The 16,326-nt window shown below is 72.0% G+C and carries 10 protein-coding genes and 1 pseudogene; 6 read left to right on the forward strand and 5 right to left on the reverse strand.

Annotated features, from left to right (window positions below; all coding sequences use genetic code 11):
• Window positions 1-42: 42 nt before the first annotated feature.
• Complete coding sequence (locus OG799_RS16960) at window positions 43-1,554, reverse strand: deoxyguanosinetriphosphate triphosphohydrolase family protein (RefSeq protein WP_406045997.1); 1,512 nt, start codon at window positions 1,552-1,554, stop codon at window positions 43-45.
• Window positions 1,555-1,613: 59 nt separating this feature from the next.
• Here OG799_RS16960 and OG799_RS16965 point away from each other — a divergent pair, with 59 nt between their 5' ends.
• Complete coding sequence (locus tag OG799_RS16965; protein ID WP_406045998.1) at window positions 1,614-4,097, forward strand: Tex family protein; 2,484 nt, start codon at window positions 1,614-1,616, stop codon at window positions 4,095-4,097.
• Window positions 4,098-4,210: 113 nt separating this feature from the next.
• On the opposite strand, the gene OG799_RS16970 is transcribed toward OG799_RS16965, so the two are convergent.
• Window positions 4,211-5,158, reverse strand: a complete 948-nt coding sequence (locus OG799_RS16970) for an LCP family protein (protein ID WP_406045999.1) — start codon at window positions 5,156-5,158, stop codon at window positions 4,211-4,213.
• Window positions 5,159-5,410: 252 nt separating this feature from the next.
• On the opposite strand from OG799_RS16970, the gene OG799_RS16975 reads away from it, so the two are divergent.
• A complete protein-coding gene (locus OG799_RS16975; RefSeq protein WP_406046310.1) occupies window positions 5,411-5,842 on the forward strand; it encodes a hypothetical protein in 432 nt (143 codons plus the stop codon).
• On the opposite strand, the gene OG799_RS16980 is transcribed toward OG799_RS16975, so the two are convergent.
• Window positions 5,754-6,779 (reverse strand): DUF389 domain-containing protein, encoded by a 1,026-nt coding sequence (locus tag OG799_RS16980; RefSeq protein ID WP_406046000.1) that lies wholly within the window; start codon window positions 6,777-6,779, stop codon window positions 5,754-5,756. The genes OG799_RS16975 and OG799_RS16980 overlap by 89 nt on opposite strands.
• Before the next feature lie 301 nt (window positions 6,780-7,080).
• Here OG799_RS16980 and OG799_RS16985 point away from each other — a divergent pair.
• From OG799_RS16985 to OG799_RS16995, 3 genes and pseudogenes are all read left to right on the forward strand, one after another.
• Window positions 7,081-7,716, forward strand: a pseudogene (locus OG799_RS16985) (aminotransferase class I/II-fold pyridoxal phosphate-dependent enzyme); the annotation flags it as partial.
• Between the two features lie 190 nt (window positions 7,717-7,906).
• Window positions 7,907-11,017, forward strand: coding sequence for a M14 family zinc carboxypeptidase (locus OG799_RS16990; protein ID WP_406046001.1), 3,111 nt, complete (start codon window positions 7,907-7,909; stop codon window positions 11,015-11,017).
• 92 nt (window positions 11,018-11,109) lie between these two features.
• The gene (locus tag OG799_RS16995; RefSeq protein WP_406046002.1) at window positions 11,110-12,033 is read left to right on the forward strand and encodes an NAD(+)/NADH kinase; all 924 of its coding nucleotides are present in this window, start codon (window positions 11,110-11,112) and stop codon (window positions 12,031-12,033) included.
• Between the two features lie 67 nt (window positions 12,034-12,100).
• Here OG799_RS16995 and pgm read toward each other — a convergent pair whose 3' ends face one another.
• Window positions 12,101-13,744: a phosphoglucomutase (alpha-D-glucose-1,6-bisphosphate-dependent) gene (gene pgm, locus OG799_RS17000; RefSeq protein WP_406046003.1), complete on the reverse strand. Its 1,644-nt coding sequence runs from the start codon at window positions 13,742-13,744 to the stop codon at window positions 12,101-12,103.
• A gap of 49 nt (window positions 13,745-13,793) precedes the next feature.
• On the reverse strand, window positions 13,794-15,026 hold the full coding sequence (gene glgC / locus OG799_RS17005) for a glucose-1-phosphate adenylyltransferase (RefSeq protein WP_406046004.1): 1,233 nt from the start codon (window positions 15,024-15,026) through the stop codon (window positions 13,794-13,796).
• 72 nt (window positions 15,027-15,098) lie between these two features.
• Here glgC and glgA point away from each other — a divergent pair, with 72 nt between their 5' ends.
• The gene (gene glgA, locus OG799_RS17010; RefSeq protein WP_406046005.1) at window positions 15,099-16,307 is read left to right on the forward strand and encodes a glycogen synthase; all 1,209 of its coding nucleotides are present in this window, start codon (window positions 15,099-15,101) and stop codon (window positions 16,305-16,307) included.
• Window positions 16,308-16,326: the final 19 nt, after the last annotated feature.

Raw genomic sequence — 16,326 nt, forward strand, 5'->3', positions numbered from 1 at the left:
TGTCAACGCCTGCGGTAGAGCAGGGGCCCTTCCTGACGCCGGTCAGAGCACGAACGCGTCCGTCCAGAGGGCGCCGGAGCGGCCGGAGAGGGCGTCCAGCATCGCCACGGCCTGGCCGTCGGTGAGCTGTGCGACGAAGTCGACAATGGCCCGGCCGCGGGCCCGGCCGATCCGGTCCGGCGTACGCGGATGCAGCTCCGCCTCGGCCAGCTCCACCAGGTCGTGCAGCCGGCGGGGCAGCCGGGACTCCTCCTCCGGGTCGAGCAGCCACTCCCAGAGCGCCTCCACCAGGGTGCCCAGCAGCCGGGCCTGACCGCGCTGGTGCAGGGCCAGGTCGGGGCGGGCCAGCACGAACCGGTGGTGGACGAACTTGAGCACCTGCACCTCGTGCCACTGCGCCTTGGCCAGCAGCACATGGCCGGAGCGGACGTTCGGCTCGGCGGTAACCGTGATCGCGTCGACGAACCGGGTCGACCAGCGGGCGGAGAAGCGGGCCACGTACTGCTCCGCCTCGATCGAGCCGTCGAAGGGGAGCGCGAGCAGCCCTTCCACCAGCTCCTCGCGGACGTGCTCGACGGCGGCGGCGAACGCGTCGTCGTCGGCCACCCAGGCGTCCTTGCGGTGCAGTTGCCGGCGCAGCCGTTCGATCGCCGCGCCGGGGCGGCGGGCCGAGGTGGCCAGCGCGGCGTCGGTGATCGCCCGGAAGTGCCCGTCCTCCCGCTGCCAGGCCATCAGCTCGGCGGCCACCGTGCCCTGCTGGAGCACCCCGACCCGGTAGAAGTCCTCCACGTCGTGGATGGCGTACGCGATGTCGTCGGCGGTGTCCATGATGGACGCCTCCGGGGTCTGCTGCCAGTCCGGGATCCGCCCGGCGAACGGCTCGCGGGCCTGCCGCAGGTCGTCCACCTCGGTCCGGTACGCGCCGAACTTCGACGACCCGCTCTCCGGGTCGTCCGGCGGCGGGGTGGCGCCCCGCGGCGCCGGGTCGAGCTGTCGCGGGTGCGGGTCCGGGTGGTCGAGCCGGGTCCAGGGGTACTTCAGCATCGCCGCCCGCACCGCGGCGGTGAGGTCCAGCCCGGTGGTGGCCGCGCCGCGGATCTCGGTGCTGGTGACGATCCGGTACGACTGGGCGTTGCCCTCGAAGCCGTCCGCCAGGCCGAGGCGCTGCCGGGCCAGCCGGTCCAGCACCCGCTCCCCCAGGTGCCCGAACGGCGGGTGACCGAGGTCGTGGGCGAGCGCCGCCGCCTCCACCACGTCCGGGTCGCAGCCGCCCAGCTTCTCCAGCAGCGCCCGGTGCTCCCCGTCGGCGGTGAGCCGCTCGGCGACCGCGCGGGCCACCTGGGCCACCTTCAGGCTGTGGGTGAGCCGGTTGTGCACCAACAGGCCCGACCCGCCCGGGCTGACCACCTGGGTCACCCCGTTCAGCCGGGCGAAGAAGGGCGAGGCCACGATCCGGTCCCGGTCGGCCCGGAACGGACTGGCGGCCAGGTCACCGAGGGCCCGGGCGCTGCCGCCGAAGAGCCGCCGCGCCCGCGGGTCGGCAGGTGGTTCCATGATCGCCACGCTAGCGCAGCCGGCGGGGGCGGCGGCAGTCGTCCGGGCGGACCGGCACAATGCACTGCGGAACCCACCCGAAAAGGCGGATGAAGATCGTGACCCAGTCTGTGCACCAGCGGATCGCCGACGAGCTCGGCGTCGCCGAACGGCAGGTACGCGCGGCCGTGGAGCTGCTCGACGGCGGCGCCACCGTGCCGTTCATCGCCCGCTACCGCAAGGAGGCCACCGGCCTGCTCGACGACGCCCAGCTGCGCACCCTGGAGGAGCGGCTGCGCTACCTGCGCGAGCTGGACGAGCGACGCGCCGCGGTGCTGGAGTCGATCCGCGGCCAGGGCAAGCTCGACGAGGCCCTGGAAGCGCAGATCATGGCGGCCGACTCGAAGTCCCGGCTGGAGGACATCTATCTGCCGTACAAGCCGAAGCGGCGGACCCGGGCGCAGATCGCCCGCGAGGCCGGGCTGGAGCCCCTGGCCGACACGCTCCTGGCCGACCCTTCGCAGGACCCGCGCGCGACGGCCGCCGGGTACGTCGACGCCGAGAAGGGCGTCGCGGACGCCGCCGCCGCGCTGGAGGGGGCCCGGGCCATCCTCATCGAGCGGTTCGCCGAGGACGCCGACCTGATCGGCACGCTGCGCGAGCAGATGTGGTCGCGAGGCCGGCTGGTCTCCCGGGTACGCGACGGCCAGGAGACCGTCGGCGCCAAGTTCGCCGACTACTTCGACTTCGCCGAGCCGTACACCCGGCTCCCCTCGCACCGGATCCTGGCGATGTTCCGGGGCGAGAAGGAGGGCGTGCTCGACCTGACCATGGACCCGGAGGCCGAGGGCGACTCCGACGCGGTCGTCACCGGCCCGACCCGGTACGAGGCGGCCATCGCCGGCCGCTTCGGGATCAGCGACGCCGGCCGCCCGGCGGACAGGTGGCTGGCCGACACGGTGCGCTGGGCCTGGCGTACCCGGATCCTCATCCACCTCGGCGCGGACCTGCGGATGCGGTTGTGGCAGGCGGCCGAGGAGGAGGCCGTCCGGGTCTTCGCCACCAACCTGCGCGACCTGCTGCTCGCCGCGCCCGCCGGCACCCGCCCCACGATGGGCCTCGACCCGGGCCTGCGGACCGGCGTGAAGGTGGCCGTGGTGGACGCCACCGGCAAGGTCGTGGCCACCGAGACGATCTACCCGCACGAGCCGCGCCGGCAGTGGGACGCCTCCATCGAGACCCTCGCGAAGCTGGCGGGGGCGCACGGGGTGGAGCTGATCGCCATCGGCAACGGCACCGCCAGCCGGGAGACCGACAAGCTCGCCGGTGACCTGATCAAGCGGTACCCGCAGCTCGACCTCACCAAGGTGGTGGTCTCCGAGGCCGGCGCGTCGGTCTACTCCGCCTCCGCGTACGCCTCGCAGGAACTGCCCGGGCTGGACGTGTCGCTGCGCGGCGCGGTCTCCATCGCCCGCCGGCTCCAGGACCCCCTCGCCGAACTGGTCAAGATCGACCCGCGCTCGATCGGCGTCGGGCAGTACCAGCACGACCTGTCCGAGGTGAAGCTGTCCCGCTCGCTCGACGCCGTCGTCGAGGACTGCGTCAACGCGGTCGGCGTGGATGTGAACACCGCCTCCGCTCCCCTGCTCACCCGGGTCTCCGGCATCGGCGCCGGGCTGGCCGAGAACATCGTGCTGCACCGGGACGCGAACGGCCCGTTCCGCACCCGGGCGGAGCTGAAGAAGGTGGCGCGGCTCGGCCCGAAGGCCTTCGAGCAGTGCGCCGGCTTCCTGCGCATCCCCGGCGGCGACGACCCGCTCGACTCGTCCAGCGTGCACCCCGAGGCGTACCCGGTGGTGCGGCGGATCCTGGCCAGCAGCGGGCAGGACCTGCGCTCGCTGATCGGGAAGTCGGCGATCCTGCGCGGGCTGAAGGCGACCGACTTCGTCGACGACACGTTCGGTCTGCCCACCGTCACCGACATCCTGCGCGAGCTGGAGAAGCCGGGCCGCGACCCGCGGCCCGCGTTCAAGACGGCGACGTTCGTCGAGGGCGTCGAGAAGATCAGCGACCTGGTCCCCGGCATGCTGCTGGAGGGCGTGGTCACCAACGTGGCCGCGTTCGGCGCGTTCGTCGACGTCGGCGTGCACCAGGACGGCCTGGTGCACGTCTCGGCAATGTCGAACACCTTCGTCAAGGACCCGCGGGACGTGGTGAAGTCCGGCGACGTGGTCCGCGTCAAGGTGCTCGACGTCGACGTGCCCCGCAAGCGGATCTCGCTGACCCTGCGGCTGGACGACGAGACGGACCGGGGCACCGGACGCGGCGGCCCGGAGGGCGGGCGTCGCGAGCGGGGCGGCGGCCCACGCGGCGGTCAGGGCGGCCGGGATGAATCGCGCGGCGGTCAGGGCGGTGGCCGGGACGGTCGCGGTGGTGGCCGAGAGGCGCAGGGCGGCCGTGGCGGGCCGCAGCAGCGGCAGGGCCGGGGCGGTTCGACGCAGGCGCCGGCCAACGGCGCCATGGCCGACGCGCTGCGCCGGGCCGGCCTGGCCCAAGACGGATGATCGTCCCGTCGGGCCCCTTGGAGCGGGCCACGCGGGCCCGGCCCGGGGCGATCTGCTGGGATGCTGCCGGGCCCACCGTCGAAGTGGGCCCGGCACCAGCCCGCGGGGCTCGGTCAGTTCGAAGAGTTACGGGCGTCCGGGTTCTCAGCCAGCCACTCGTCCATGGTGTCGTTCTTGACCGCCGCGAAGAGCTTCGCCGAGGCTGCCGTATCGGGAAAGATCACGCTCTGGTCGCCGACCATCCCCACGCCGGTTGTGGGGCTGGTCAACATGGTGACGTTCTCGGCGCCGACGCCACCTAGGTTCCAGATGGTGTCGAAGACCGACAGCTTCTCGTCCACCCGCACGGCACCGGTCGTCGCCCGGAGGAAGTCGTTGAGCTGGCCCGGGTTGGTCAGGATGCCCCTGCTGCCGGCCTTCCGCATCACAGCGGCGAGGATGGCCTGCTGGTGCCGCATGCGGCTGTAGTCTCCATCGGCGAACTGGCGCCGCTCCCGCGCGTACTCGAGGGCAACCGCGCTGTCCATGTGATGCACGCCGGGCTCGTAGACACGCCCGGGCGGCACGCTCGACGTGAAGGCCCGATCAACCGTTACGTCGACCCCGCCCAGCGTATCGATGACCTTGCCGAAGCCGACGAAGTCGATTTCGACCACGTGGTCGATGCGCACGCCGGTGAAGCCCTCGATCGTCCGGACCAGCAGCGGCGCCTCACCCCAGGCGTACGCGGCGTTGATCTTCGCCTTCGTCGGGCCTCCTCCGTCCTCCGGAAGGGAGGCGGGGATGGTGGTCCAGGTGTCCCGCGGAACCGAAATGACCTGAGCCCGGTCCCGGCTGTGCGGTACGTGGATCAGCATGATGGTGTCGGTGCGCGAGGCTGTGCTGCCCGGGTTCGGCGCGTCCTTGCCGACCACGAGGAAGTTGAGCGCGGAATCCGCGGCCCGGACCGGTCGCTGGTCCTCCTGCAACCCGTGGAAGGCGTCGACCTTCTGGACCCGGTTGTCCAGCGACCATACGTAGAGCCACCCGCCGCCCCCCCCGCCGATCACCAGCAGCAGCACGAGGGCGGCAAAGAGGACCATCACCCGGGCCCGACGGGTCCTCGGCAACCACCGTCGACGTCGCCGTCGACCGGTATCGTCGCCCTGCGGATTCCACGGCGGTCGGGACGACCGCCCTATCTCGCCGGGATGCACCTGCTCTACCATGAATCCCGACATTACCCGCTAAAAGCGTCGCAAGCGGTCGAACCGATGAATGCCCGCACGGGCTTCCAGGAGGGCGAGCGACAGCGCGTCGCGTACCGTCCAGACGTGCAGGACGACGGCCCGACATGGCTCGAGAAGCGGCAGTGGGCAGTGCGGGCACACGCGGCGGCCGAGGAGCGGCGCCGCGCGGCCGAACAGGCCGAGGCCGCGGAACTCGTCGCCCGGTTCGCGGCTGAAGCGACTCGGCGCGGCCTGCGCACCGTGCCGCTGGCCGCCCGGCCTTACCACGGCCCTGGTCGCTACCGGACCCGGCTGACCGGCTGGTACATCGATCGGGCCCGCTCCCGAGCGGTCGACGCCGACGGGCGGTTCTACCTGCTGACCGTCCCAGCCAGCCTGCGGGCCCGGCTGTTCGGCGCCGACCCGCGACCCCAACCGCCGCCGCTGGTCATCGGAGCGGGCGGTCGGGATGGGGAATCGGTCCCCCTACGGACGCTCCTCGATCGTCGGCTGGACGCCGGGGACGCATGGGAGTGATCGGCCTGGTGGCGCGCCGGCCCACGTTCCACCACCACAGCTTCTGCACGGCCAGAGTCATCAGGCCTGCGAGGACGATCGCGCAGAGGTTGATGACCAACTGGAGCGTCGAGCCGGCCGCCTCGTGCCAGACTCCGTACGCGGATGCGACAGCGACGTTGGCGGCGGCCGGCACGGTGGTCACCGAGATCAGCACCCCGACCAGGGAGCCGGACTTCTTCGACGTGAGTGAGAGCATGCCGGCGACCCCGGCCAGCAGACCGACCACCCAGGAGAGTGCGTCGGGCCGCCAGATGAAATCTGTCAGGGGCCGCTCGGCAAGCAGCATCTCCCGGCTGACGAGACCGGCGGCGGTGAGCGCCCAGGTGCTCAGCACGGTGGCCATCATGGCGACCAGGAAGCCCACCACCAGTGCCTGGACCGAGCGAACGATGATCTCCACTTTGCGGCGCAGCAGCGCGACGCAGAGCGCGGCGAGCGGACCGAACTCGGGGCCGACCACCATGGCACCGACGATCAGGATCGGCTGATCCAGCAGCACGCCGATCCCGGCGATCATCGTGGCGACCACGATCAGCACCAGATATGTGCCGGAGAGTTCGGTCTGCTCGCCCGTCTTCGCAGCGATCTCGTCCCAGACCAGCGCGTCGGCGCCGCTGCCGGGCGCCGTCTCGGCCGCCTGGTCGGCCGCCCTGGAGAGGGTCAGCTCGACGTCGTCGGCGGCGATCCCGCCGCCTGCCTCGACTCCCAACTGCTGGAGTCCCTGGAACACTCCGTCAGCGCTCTCCCGCACCACGTCGCAGAGGATGAGATCGCCCGCGGGCTGACGGGCGGCTCCGCTGAGCACCGCCAGGTGGGTGACCCCGGGATCCGCGGCCAACAGGTCGGCCACCGCGCCCGACCGGTCGGGCGGGGCGATGATCCTCAGGTGCAGCATTCGTCCCCCATCGGCCGACCGCAGGGATCGTCGGCCGGACCACTCTACGCGTCCGCCACGGAGGCACCGGGGCTGGCGGAGCGTCCCCGGACGACACTTCGGACCGGTACCGGTGGGTTGAAGGCCGCAGACAGGCGTAAATGCGGGCAAACCGAAATCATCGGAGGGATCTGTCGTTAGGCGGAGAGACCTGCCCAGCGGGCCGGACCGGCCCGCGGACCGCACGATGAGCGCCGGAGATCATCTATGGTTTTCCCTGATCGTTGTCCGATCGAATGGCATGCACCGAGGTTCGTGTCCCATGACCGAGCCGATTCTCTTGTCAGCTCCGGATGTCGGTCCACTCGAAGAGTCGTACGTCCTCGACGCGCTCCGGTCCGGGTGGGTGGCACCGGCGGGTCCGCACCTGGAGGCGTTCGAACGCGAGGTCGCCCAGCGGGTCGGCTGCGCGCACGCGGTGGCGCTGGCCCCAGGCACCGCCGGCCTGCACCTGACCCTGCTCGCCCTTGACGTACGGCCCGGGGACGTCGTCGTGGTCCCCACCCTGACGTTCGTCGCGACGGCCAACGCCGTGGTCTACACCGGAGCGGAACCGGTCTTCGTCGACTGCGAGCCCGCCACCGGCAACCTCGATCCGGCGCTGCTGGACGAGCTCCTGCGCAACCTGCGCGCCCGCGGCCGCAGGATCGCCGCCGTGATGCCGGTGGACATGTTCGGAGCGTGCGCCGATTACTCCCGGATCCTGCCGCTCTGCGCCGAGGCCGAGGTACCGGTCGTGGAGGATGCCGCGGAGGCGCTCGGGGCCACCCGGCACGGCCGACACGCCGGGTCGTTCGGCCGGGCTGGGGTGCTCTCGTTCAACGGCAACAAGATCATCACAACGTCCGGAGGTGGGATGCTCCTCTCGGACGACGCCGACCTGATCGCCCGCTGCCGCTACCTTTCGACCCAGGCCCGTCAGCCGGTTTCCCACTATGAACACATCGAGGTGGGCATGGCTGACGGACCGATCGAGCCATTGAGTCCCTACGGCGACCCGGCGTCGACCCACACCGATCGACTTATTGACATGCCTTCCCGGGTACCGGAAGGCTTCCGCTACAGGTCCTTCCACCAAAGGGGGCGCGATGAGACCGACACGGCTGGCGATCGCCGGCGTGTTCACCCTGGTCGGCGCGATGGCGCTGACCGCACCGGCGAGCGCGCGGCCACCGTCCGACCCGGGCGGCCGCGACAGCATGGAGGTGTACGTCGGCACGGTCAACGCCGAGCAGCTCGACCGGCTGCGGGCCGCCGGGGTCGACCTGGACGAGGAACACCGGACCGCCGACGCGAACGGCAGCACGACGATCGAGACGGTGCTCACCCGGCGGGAGGCGGCCCGGCTCACCGGCCAGGGCGTCCCGCTGACCGTCAAGAAGGTGCACGGCAAGGACGCCTCGCAGGCGCTGCGGGAGCAGGCCGCGGCCGGCTGGAAGGCGTTCCGCTCGTACAGCGAGCCCGGCGGCATCCGGGACGAGCTGACCGCCACCGCCGCCCGGTTCCCCGGGCTGGCCAAGGTGGAGACCCTCGGCCGTACGGTGCAGGGGCAGCCGATCCTGGCCGTCAAGGTCACGAGGAACGCCCGGACGGTGGCGGACGGGAAGCGTCCCGCGGTGCTCTACGCCAGCACCCAGCACGCCCGGGAATGGATCACCCCGGAGATGACCCGCCGGCTGCTGCACCACGTGCTGGACAACTACGGCACGGATGCGGAGATCACCCGGCTGGTGGACACCACCGAGCTGTGGTTCCTGCCGGTGGCGAACCCCGACGGCTACGACCACACCTTCACCCCGGGCAACCGGCTGTGGCGCAAGAACCTGCGGGACAACGACGGCGACGGCCAGCTCACCAGCGCGGACGGCGTCGACCTGAACCGCAACTTCGCCTTCAAGTGGGGGTACGACGACGAGGGCTCGTCGCCGGAGCCGAACAGCGACACCTACCGCGGCGCCGGCCCCAACTCGGAGCCGGAGACCAAGGCCCTGGACGGGCTCTTCAAGCGGGTCGGCTTCGAGTTCTTCGTCAACTACCACTCGGCCGCGCAGCTGCTGCTCTACGGCGTGGGCTGGCAGGTGAGCACGCCGACCCCGGACGACGTCATCTACGAGGCGATGGCCGGCGACGACGCCCACCCGGCGGTGCCCGGTTACGACCCGGACATCTCCGCCGAGTTGTACACCACCAACGGCGACACCGACGCGCACGCCCACGTCCGGTACGGCACCCTCGGCTTCACCCCCGAGATGTCCACCTGCCAGACGGCCGCCGCCTCCGATCCCGACGACCAGTGGCGGCCGGAGGACTGCGTCAGCGGCTTCGTCTTCCCCGACGACGAGAAGCTGATCGCCGACGAGGTGGCGAAGAACCTGCCGTTCGCCCTCGCCGTGGCGAAGTCGGCGGCCGACCCGGACGACCCGGTCTCGGTGGTCGGCCGGAGCACCCCGGACTTCCGGGTGGACGCCTTCGACACCTCGTACGGGCGGACCCAGCAGGTCGCCTCGATCACCCGGCGGGCGCTGAAGGACGTCCGGATGCACTACGTGGTCAACGGCGGCCGGCCGAAGACGGTCAAGGTCGGCGAGTGGCGCGGCGGCGAGCGGTACGGCGACACGAACGACGACTACTACGCGGAGCTGCGCGGCACGGTGACCGGCACGAAACCGGGCGACCGGGTGGAGGTCTGGTTCACCGGGGTCAAGCCCCGGACGGGCCCGGTGGCCAGCGAGCACTTCAGCTACCGGGTGCACTCCGACATCGGCGGTGACGTGCTGGTGCTCGCGGCGGAGGACGTGACCGGGCTGAGCCCGGCGCAGAACGCCACCACCGCGAAGTACGCCGCCCAGATCGCCGCCTCCGTGGAGGCCGCCGGCCACCACGCCGACGTGTACGACTTCGACGCCATGGGCCGCAGGGCGCCGCACCCGCTGGGCGTGCTGTCGCACTACCGGGCGGTGGTCTGGGAGACCGGGGACGACATCATCCTCCGCTCCCCCGGCCAGGTCGGCGGCACCGCCGCCGAGGCCGCGCTCACCACCGAGCTGGCCGTCCGCGACTATCTCAACGAGGGCGGCAAGGTGCTGGTCAGCGGCAAGTACGCCCTCTTCGCCCAGGGCGCCAACGGCAGCTACGTCTACCGGCCGGACGCCCCGCCGGAGTGCACCGACCCGGACGACGTGACCTGCCTGCCGCTGCTCAACGACTTCCAGCAGTACTACCTCGGGGCGTACAACTACGTCAGCGACGGCGGCACCGACCCGAACGGCGACCCGTACCCGGTGCGTGGCTCGGACGGGGCGTTCGCCGGCTTCGACGGGCAGCTCAACACGGCCGGGTCGGCGGGGAACCAGGACCACACGGCGTCGTTCCTCACCACGTCGAGCTTCCTGCCGCCGGAGCGGTTCCCGCAGTTCGCCAGCTCGGCGGCGGTGGACTGGGCGCGACCGGGCGCGGCGCCGTTCGACCCCCGGACCGGTGGCTGGTACCTGTACAGCGGCCGCGCCGACGAGTCGTACAAGCGGCTCACCCGGACCGTCGACCTGACCGCGGCGTCCACCGGCCAGCTGCGCTTCTTCACCTCGTACGACGTCGAGCAGGACTGGGACTACCTGCTGGTCGAGGCGCACGAGGTGGGCAGCGACCAGTGGACCACGCTGCCCGATCTCAACGGGCACACCGGCACGGCGACCGGGGAGAGCTGCCAGTCCGGCTGGGTGGCGCAGCTGCACCCGTTCCTCGGCCACTACCAGGGCGCCGACTGCTCCCCCACGGGCAGCACCGGCACCTGGAACGCGGCCACCGGGGCGTCCGGCGGGTGGCAGGAGTTCGCCGTCGACCTGTCGGCGTACGCGGGCAGGAAGGTCGAGGTCTCCATCTCGTACGTCTCCGACTGGGGCACCCAGGGTCTCGGGGTCTTCCTCGACGACGCCCGGGTGATCGCCGACGGGACGGTGCTGTCGGAGACCTCGTTCGAGACGGCCGACCTGGGCGGCTGGACGGTGGCCGGCCCGCCGGCCGGGTCCGCCGGCGCGCCGAACGACTGGACGCGCAGCCAGCAGGCGTTCGAGGAGGGTTCGGCGGTGGTCACCGACGACAGCGTCTACCTCGGCTTCGGCCTGGAGGGGCTGGCCCCGGCGGCCCGGGACGACCTGGTGGCCCGGTCGCTGACCCACCTGACCGGCGCGCCGCGCCGGTAGCGGACCGCGGGGGTGCGCCGGCGGTGGCCCCACCGCCGGCGCACCTTCCGGTACGCCGGGCGCGTGCGACGCCGATGTGGTGAGCTGTACGGGTGGCGGGACTGGGTCTGGTGCTGCACCCCACCCGGGACGTCTCCGAGGTGGTCGAGATCATCGAGCGGTGGGCATCGCGCCACCGCAAGACGCTGATGGTGCGCGCGGAGGACGCGCACCGGGTGCCGCGCAGCGTCGCGCCGGTCCCCGCGGATGAGGTGGCCACCCGCGCGGACGCGCTGATCAGCATCGGCGGGGACGGCACCATGCTGGGCGCGCTCCGCTTGGCCGTGCGCGACCCGAAGCCGGTGCTGGGGGTGCACCTGGGGCGGCTGGGGTTCCTCGTGGAGGTCGAGCCGCCGCACCTGCCGGCCGCGCTGGACCGGCTCATCTCGCACGACTTCACCGTCGAGTCGCACGCCTGCCTGGCCTGCGACGTGTGCGGCGACGACGTGGTGGCTTTCAACGACATCGCACTGGTCCGCCAACCCGGCTCCGGCTTCGTCACCGCCACCCTGGCGGTGGACGGGCAGCGGTACGGCTACTACCGCTGCGACGCGCTGGTGGTGAGCACGCCGACCGGCTCGACGGCGTACAGCTACGCCGCGGGCGGTCCGCTGGTCTCCCCGGCGGCGGACGCGGTGGTGGTCACCCCGTCGGCGCCGATGGCCGGCATCTCCCGCGCGGTGGTGCTGTCGCCGGAGGAGAAGATCCGGTTGGAGCTGGAGCCGAACTCGGCGGCGGTCGCCGTCGAGATGGACGGGTTGGTGTTCCGGGACGCGGCGACCGAGGGCACCGTGGACATCAGCTACCGCCCTGCCGCCGGCCTGGTGGTCCGCTTCGACCCGCAGCGCCACCAGGAGCGCAACCAGTTGAAGCTGAGCCTGCTCGACCTGCCGTTCCTCCCCGACCAGCTCCGCGAGCTGCTGCCGGAGGAGCTGCGGCGCGAGCGCGACCAGCGCGAGCTGGAGCCACCCTGTTGACCACGGCCGCCGCCCGACGAGCCGGCGCCGATCTGGCCGGCGCCGGACAGGCCGGCGCCGGCTCCGCTCAGGCCTGCGTGAGCACCCCGTCGACCAGGGACTTGGCCTCCCCCTGGATGCGGGCCAGGTGCTCCGGGCCCTGGAACGACTCGGCGTAGATCTTGTAGACGTCCTCCGTGCCGGAGGGGCGGGCGGCGAACCAGCCGGAATCGGTGGTCACCTTGAGGCCGCCGATCGCGGCGCCGTTGCCGGGCGCGGTGGTGAGGGTGGCGGTGATCGGCTCACCGGCCAGCTCGGTCGCCGTCACCTGCTCCGGGGAGAGCTTCGCCAGCACCGCCTTCTGCTCGCGGGTGGCCGGGGCGTCGATCCGGGCGTACGCGGGCGCGCCGAACCGCCCGGCCAGCTCCGCGAAGTGCTCGCTCGGCGTCCGCCCCGTGCTGGCGATGATCTCCGAGGCGAGCAGGCAGAGCAGGATGCCGTCCTTGTCGGTGGTCCAGGTGCTGCCGTCACGGCGCAGGAAGGAGGCGCCGGCGCTCTCCTCGCCGCCGAAGCCGACCGCCCCGTCGAGCAGCCCGGGCACGAACCACTTGAAGCCGACCGGCACCTCCAGCAGCGGCCGGCCCAGGTCGGCGGCGACCCGGTCGATCATCGAGGAGGAGACGAGGGTCTTGCCGACCGCCGCGGCGGGGCCCCAGTCGGACCGGGTCCGGAACAGGTGGCCGATCGCCACCGCCAGGTAGTGGTTGGGGTTCATCAGCCCGCCGTCCGGGGTGACGATGCCGTGCCGGTCGGCGTCGGCGTCGTTGCCGGTGGAGACCTGGTAGTCGGAGCGGGCGGCGATCAGCGAGGCCATCGCGTTCGGCGAGGAGCAGTCCATCCGGATCTTGCCGTCGCCGTCGAGGGTCATGAACCGCCAGGTCGGGTCGACCGTCGGGTTGATCACGGTGAGGTCCAGCCGGTGCCGCTCGGCGATCTCCCCCCAGTACGCGACGCTCGCGCCGCCCATCGGGTCCGCGCCGATCCGCACCCCGGCGTCCCGGATCGCGTCGATGTCCAGCACGGCGGGCAGGTCGTCGACGTAGCGGGCGAGGAAGTCGTACCCCCCGGTGGTGTCGGCGGCGCGGGCCCGCGCGTACGGGATCCGCTTCACCTCCTTGAGCCCGGCGGCGAGGATCGCGTTCGCGCGGTCCTGGATCCACTTTGTGACGTCGCTGTCCGCCGGCCCGCCATGGGTGGGGTTGTACTTGAAGCCGCCGTCGTCCGGCGGGTTGTGCGACGGGGTGATCACGACGCCGTCGGCGAGGCCGGCGGTCCGCCCCCGGTTGTGGGTGAGGATCGCGTGCGACAGGGCCGGGGTGGGGGTGTAGCCGTCGCGGCTGTCCACCAGCACGGTGACCTCGTTGGCGGCGAGCACCTCCAGCGCGCTGACCGTCGCCGGGGCGGAGAGGGCGTGGGTGTCCCGAGCCAGGAAGAGGGGGCCGTCCAGGCCCTGCTCCCGCCGGTAGTCGCAGAGCGCCTGGGTGACGGCGAGGATGTGATCCTCGTTGAAGGCGTTCTTCAGCGACGACCCGCGGTGCCCGGAGGTGCCGAAGGAGACCTGCTGCGCCGGGTCCGCCGGATCCGGGTGCTCGGCGTAGTAGGCGGTCACCAGCCGGGGCACGTCGACCAGGTCGGCGGGCTCGGCGGGCTGGCCGGCACGGGGATGGGCCACTGCGGGATCCTCCTGACGAGTTGCTGTGGGTGCGGTGGACGGGCGGGGCTCAGGGCTCGACGCGCTGACCCTTGCCGATGACGACGATGCCGTTGTCGGAGACGGTGTAGCGCTGGCGGTCCTTCTCCAGGTCGACGCCGATCTCGGCGCCCTCCGGGACGTATACGTTCTTGTCCAGGATGGCCCGACGGACCACCGCGTGCCGGCCGATCTCCACGCCCTCCATGAGCACCGCGCCGTCCACGTGCGCCCAGGAGTGCACCTTGACCTTCGGCGAGACGATCGAGTTCTCCACCAGCGAGCCGGAGATCACCGCGCCGGGCGAGACCATCGAGCCGACCGCCCGGCCGACCCGCTCGCCCCACTGGTGGACGAACTTCGCCGGCGGGTACGGCGGCTGGTTGCTGTAGATCGGCCAGTCGAAGTTGTAGAGGTTGAACACCGGGTGCACGTTGATCAGGTCCATGTGGGCGTCGTAGAAGGAGTCCAGCGTCCCCACGTCGCGCCAGTAGCCGCGGTCGCGGTCGGTGCTGCCCGGCACCTCGTTGTCCTTGAAGTCGTAGACGTTGGCCTCGCCCCGCTCGACCAGCATCGGGATGATGCTGCCGCCCATGTCGTGCTTGCTGGTCTTGTCCTCCGCGTCCCGCTCGACGGCCTCGCAGAGCGCGCCGGTGCTGAACACGTAGTTGCCCATCGAGGCGTAGATCTGGTCCGGCGCGTCCGGCAGGCCGACCGCGTCGGTGGGCTTCTCGCGGAACGCCCGGATCCGCCGGCCGTCCTCGCCGACCTCGATGACGCCGAACTGGTCGGCCATCGACAGCGGCTGGCGGATGCCGGCGACGGTCACCCCGGCGCCGGAGGCGATGTGGTCGTCCACCATCTGCCGGGGATCCATCCGGTAGATGTGGTCGGCGCCGAAGACGATCACGTAGTCCGGCTGCTCGTCGTTGATCAGGTTGAAGCTCTGGTAGATGGCGTCGGCCGAGCCGGCGAACCACCACGGCCCGCGGCGCTGCTGCGCCGGCACCGGGGTGACGTAGTTGCCGAGCATGGTCGACATCCGCCAGGTCTTGGTGATGTGCCGGTCCAGTGAGTGGGACTTGTACTGGGTCAGCACGACGATCTTGAGAAAGCCGGCGTTCGCCAGGTTGGAGAGGACGAAATCGACCATCCGGTACATCCCCCCGAAGGGGACGGCCGGCTTCGCCCGGTCGGTGGTCAGGGGCATCAGGCGCTTGCCCTCCCCGCCGGCCAGGACGATCGCGAGCACCTTGGCAGCCATGCTCAGACGCTATCCATCCGGCTGCGACTTCACCACTCGTACGGACGGACTTCTGCACTAGGGTGCGGGGGCATGACGGAATCCGCTCGCCTGCGCGTTGATCTGCTCACCCGGGAGTACCCGCCGGAGGTGTACGGCGGCGCCGGGGTGCACGTCGAGTACCTGGCCCGCGAGCTGCGCCGGCTCGCCGACGTCCGGGTGCACTGCTTCGGCGTGCCGCGCAGCGAGCCGGGCGTCACCGCGTACGCCGAACCGCCCGGCCTGACCGGGGCGAACGCGGCGTTGCGCACCATGGGCGTGGACCTGGAGATGGCGGCCGGCTGTGCCGGCACCGACGTGGTGCACAGCCACACCTGGTACGCCAACCTCGCCGGGCACACCGCGAAGCTGCTGCACGGGGTGCCGCACGTGGTCACCGCGCACAGCCTGGAGCCGCTGCGGCCGTGGAAGGCCGAGCAGCTCGGCGGCGGCTACGCGCTCTCCTCCTGGTGCGAGCGGACCGCCATCGAGGCCGCCGACGCCGTCATCGCCGTCAGCGCGGGCATGAAGCGCGACGTGCTCACCGCGTACCCGGCGGTCGACCCGGACCGGGTTCGGGTGGTCTACAACGGCATCGACACCGCGCAGTACGCTCCGAATCACGGCACCGACGTGGTGGACCGGCTCGGCATCGACCCGGCCCGCCCGAGCGTGGTGTACGTGGGGCGGATCACCCGCCAGAAGGGCCTGCCGTACCTGCTGCGGGCGGCCCGCGAGCTGCCCGGCGACACCCAGCTGGTGCTGCTCGCCGGCGCGCCCGACACCCCGGACATCGCCGCCGAGGTGGAGGGCCTCGTGGCCGAGCTGCGGGCCAACCGCTCGGGCGTGATCTGGCTGGCCGAGATGCTGCCCAAGCACGAGGTGATCCAGGTGCTCACGCACGCCACGATCTTCGTCTGCCCCTCCGTCTACGAGCCGATGGGCATCGTCAACCTGGAGGCGATGGCCTGCGAGACGGCGGTCGTGGCGACCGCCACCGGCGGCATCCCCGAGGTCGTCGCCGACGGCGAGACCGGCCTGCTGGTCCCGATCGACCAGGCCACCGACGGCAGTGGCCGGCCGCTGGACCCGGGGCGTTTCGTGGCCGACCTCGGCGCGGCGATCAACGAGCTGCTGGCCGACCCGGCGCGGACCGCCGAGCTCGGCCGGGCCGGCCGCCGCCGGGCCGTGGAGCACTTCTCCTGGGACGCGGTCGCGGCCCGCACCATGGAGGTGTACCGGTCGGTGGGAGCGGCAGGTTGACCCGAGCGCGAAGCGATCT

It is taken from the genome of Micromonospora sp. NBC_00898, assembly GCF_045207895.1.
Lineage (GTDB): Bacteria > Actinomycetota > Actinomycetes > Mycobacteriales > Micromonosporaceae > Micromonospora.